Origin of the sequence: Rhizobium sp. RHZ01, from assembly GCF_014851595.1 — a bacterium.
Lineage (GTDB): Bacteria > Pseudomonadota > Alphaproteobacteria > Rhizobiales > Rhizobiaceae > Rhizobium > Rhizobium altiplani.
The window spans coordinates 1-2489 of record NZ_JACUZZ010000070.1 but is presented as its reverse complement, the minus strand read 5'-3'; the positions used below and the strand labels follow the sequence as shown (position 1 = coordinate 2489).

General features: G+C 56.0%; 3 protein-coding genes. 2 read left to right on the top strand and 1 reads right to left on the bottom strand.

Annotation, left to right across the window (positions count from 1 at the left end; translation table 11 throughout):
• The first annotated feature begins 185 nt into the window (after nt 1–185).
• Entirely contained in the window at nt 186–1181 is a 996-nt protein-coding gene (locus IB248_RS30795) for an IS30 family transposase (protein ID WP_192242233.1), read from the top strand.
• 99 nt (nt 1182–1280) lie between these two features.
• On the opposite strand, the gene IB248_RS30790 is transcribed toward IB248_RS30795, so the two are convergent.
• On the bottom strand, nt 1281–2018 hold the full coding sequence (locus IB248_RS30790) for a hypothetical protein (RefSeq protein WP_192242232.1): 738 nt from the start codon (nt 2016–2018) through the stop codon (nt 1281–1283).
• A gap of 293 nt (nt 2019–2311) precedes the next feature.
• On the opposite strand from IB248_RS30790, the gene IB248_RS30785 reads away from it, so the two are divergent.
• Nucleotides 2312–2489, top strand: a 178-nt coding sequence (locus IB248_RS30785; protein WP_192242231.1) for a helix-turn-helix domain-containing protein, incomplete at its 3' end; no start/stop codon positions are given.

Sequence of the window (2489 nt, the reverse complement as noted above, 5' to 3'; positions counted from 1 at the left end):
GCCTCAGTGCAAGTGGACATGGTGAGTGTCGCATTTCTAAATGGCTGAAGACCCGCCCAAGGTGACATTTCTACTTTGCAAACCGGCGGACATTTCAACCTTGCCGCCACAAATGATGTAGCCGGGTACATTCTATCTCGAACTGCAACAAAGGCGTAAGCTGCCTGCTTTTCGGGAGCCATAGTTTGATCCGTACCTTTTCTCATTTGAGTTTTGACGAACGCCGATCGATTTCCAGGATGTTGGATCAGAAGTTTAGCCAGTCTGAGATCGCCAGACGCCTCGGCCGGGACCGTGCGACCATCTCCCGGGAGATCAAACGCAACTACTGGCACGATCAGGAATTCCCGGATGCCGAGGGCTACTGGGCGATGACCGCCAACGACATGGCGCGCGACAGGCGCCGGCGGATCGGCAAGCTCTTTCGTCGCGAGGATCTGCGGAACGAAGTGATCGGAAAGTTGGAATCCGGCTGGTCGCCGGAACAGATTGCTGGACGACTGAAGATCGAACCAGCGGCCAAGGCAAGCGTCTGTCACGAGACGATCTACCGGTATGTCTATTCACCAGAAGGACAACGGCAGCAACTCGCGCGGCTTCTCCCGGAACGGCGGAGAAAGCGCCGGCCGCGATATGCTCGCAAGCCGCAGAATCCAGTCTTTCCAGATGAGCGTTCGATCAAACATCGGCCGGAAGCCATCAACGATCGCAAGGAATTCGGTCACTGGGAAGCCGATCTCATGATCTTCGAAAGGGTTCAGGGCAATGCCAATGTGGCAACGGTTGTTGAGCGGACGAGCCGGTTCACCATGCTGTTCAAGAACAACGACCGGCAGTCCAAGCCGATCATGGAGCGGCTCATCAACGTGCTCAGCCCCCTGCCCAAGCATGCCCGGCAAAGTTTGACGTTTGATCGCGGATTTGAATTCGTCTCCTGGCGGCGACTGAAGCAAGGAATGGGAACCGATGCATGGTTCTGCGATCCGTCTGCGCCCTGGCAAAAAGGCTCGGTTGAGAACATGAATCGGCGGATTCGGCGTTACCTGCCGAGGGATACTGCTGTCCTGTCAGTTCCTGATGAATCGATACGATCACTGATCGATCGGTTGAACAGTACGCCGAGAAAATGCCTTGGTTTCCGCACCCCAGCTGAAGTGTTCAGGCGTGAAGTGAACAAATGACGGCAAGCCGGGGCGGAGGACGGATTTCATGAATGATCCTGCAGTGATTGCGCGGCGAGAGAAAGCGTTATTAGGCAGCCAGCAGCAGAATAGAGATCGTCAATGGACGCCGATATCGCTTTGCGTATCCGATTCCAACTGCAGGCAAGCTGGCCAAAGTGGCGTCTTGTGGAAGGATCCGTCCTGGAAAAGAGTGAGCCCCTCTCGTGCCTCGTAGAGCAAGCCGAGCCAGCATAAGCGTTGGAAGACGCCATACTGAAGATCGGATTTCAACTCCCAGGCTTCTAGCGTCATTTCGGTGTCCGACAAAGGCGCCAGGTCTGGATAGAGGATTTTCACAACCTCCATTGGCGTGCAACCTTCTCTGGCCTTGATATTGAGAAGATTGAGGAACATGCGCCACCAGCGTAACCGCGCTCGGACCTCCTCTTCCCGCTCGGTGGCGTGGACATAGGAATAGAGATAATCCGTGGCGACCAGATCGAAGAACGCTTGCGGGTTCACCAAAAACGCCCGGCCGCGTCTGGTTGGCAGCAGCACATCCTTTTTCCGGCGAAGAAGCTTCAGATGACGGGCCATGTCGCGCACGACCCAAAGCGGCGGCATGTCGCGTTCATTGAGCACCTTGTGCATGCTGTAGAGATCTTCGGCTGTAAAGTCGGGCCAGAGGAAGTTAACAGCGGCCCAATCCACGAACTTGCGGTTCATGGCGCCGGTTGCCGTCAATCCTATGCCCCCCTCACCGTCAGCATAGGCAACCGAAAGAAGCATGCCGCGAAGAAGTGGTGACAGCGCGGCGATGTCGACGTCACCTTGCAGGTTGATTTCCGGAAGCATCGTGCGGCTTGATCCCCAACTGGGCCTTGCAAGTGCTAGCGAGTATCGAGCGGTAAAAGAACAATTGCCAGTGAGAAAGCTAAAGCCGAAGGGGAATGTTATCACCCGCCCCCGCTCCGCCCTTTCAACCCGGCCCAGCCGGTCGGATCGGGGGCTGATCTCCGTGCCCTGTAGTAGCCTTTAAGCCCTTGTTGCATTTACATTAGAAGTCACACCGCAAAGTTAGAATGTCCTGTTTCTGCAAAGTAGAAATGTCACTCTCTCCCCGTTTTTGATGACGGCGGAGATTGCAGATGGGATTGATAGCGATGAGCGAGCGTGATCTGCAGCGGATCGAGATTTTATCGAAGGTGATCGCCGGCCGGATGACCATGGTGTCGGCGGCGCATGTGCTTGATCTGAGCACCCGCCAGGTCCGTCGGCTTCTGCAACGGATGTGCACGGACGGCGCGGCGTCGATCCGGCACAAGG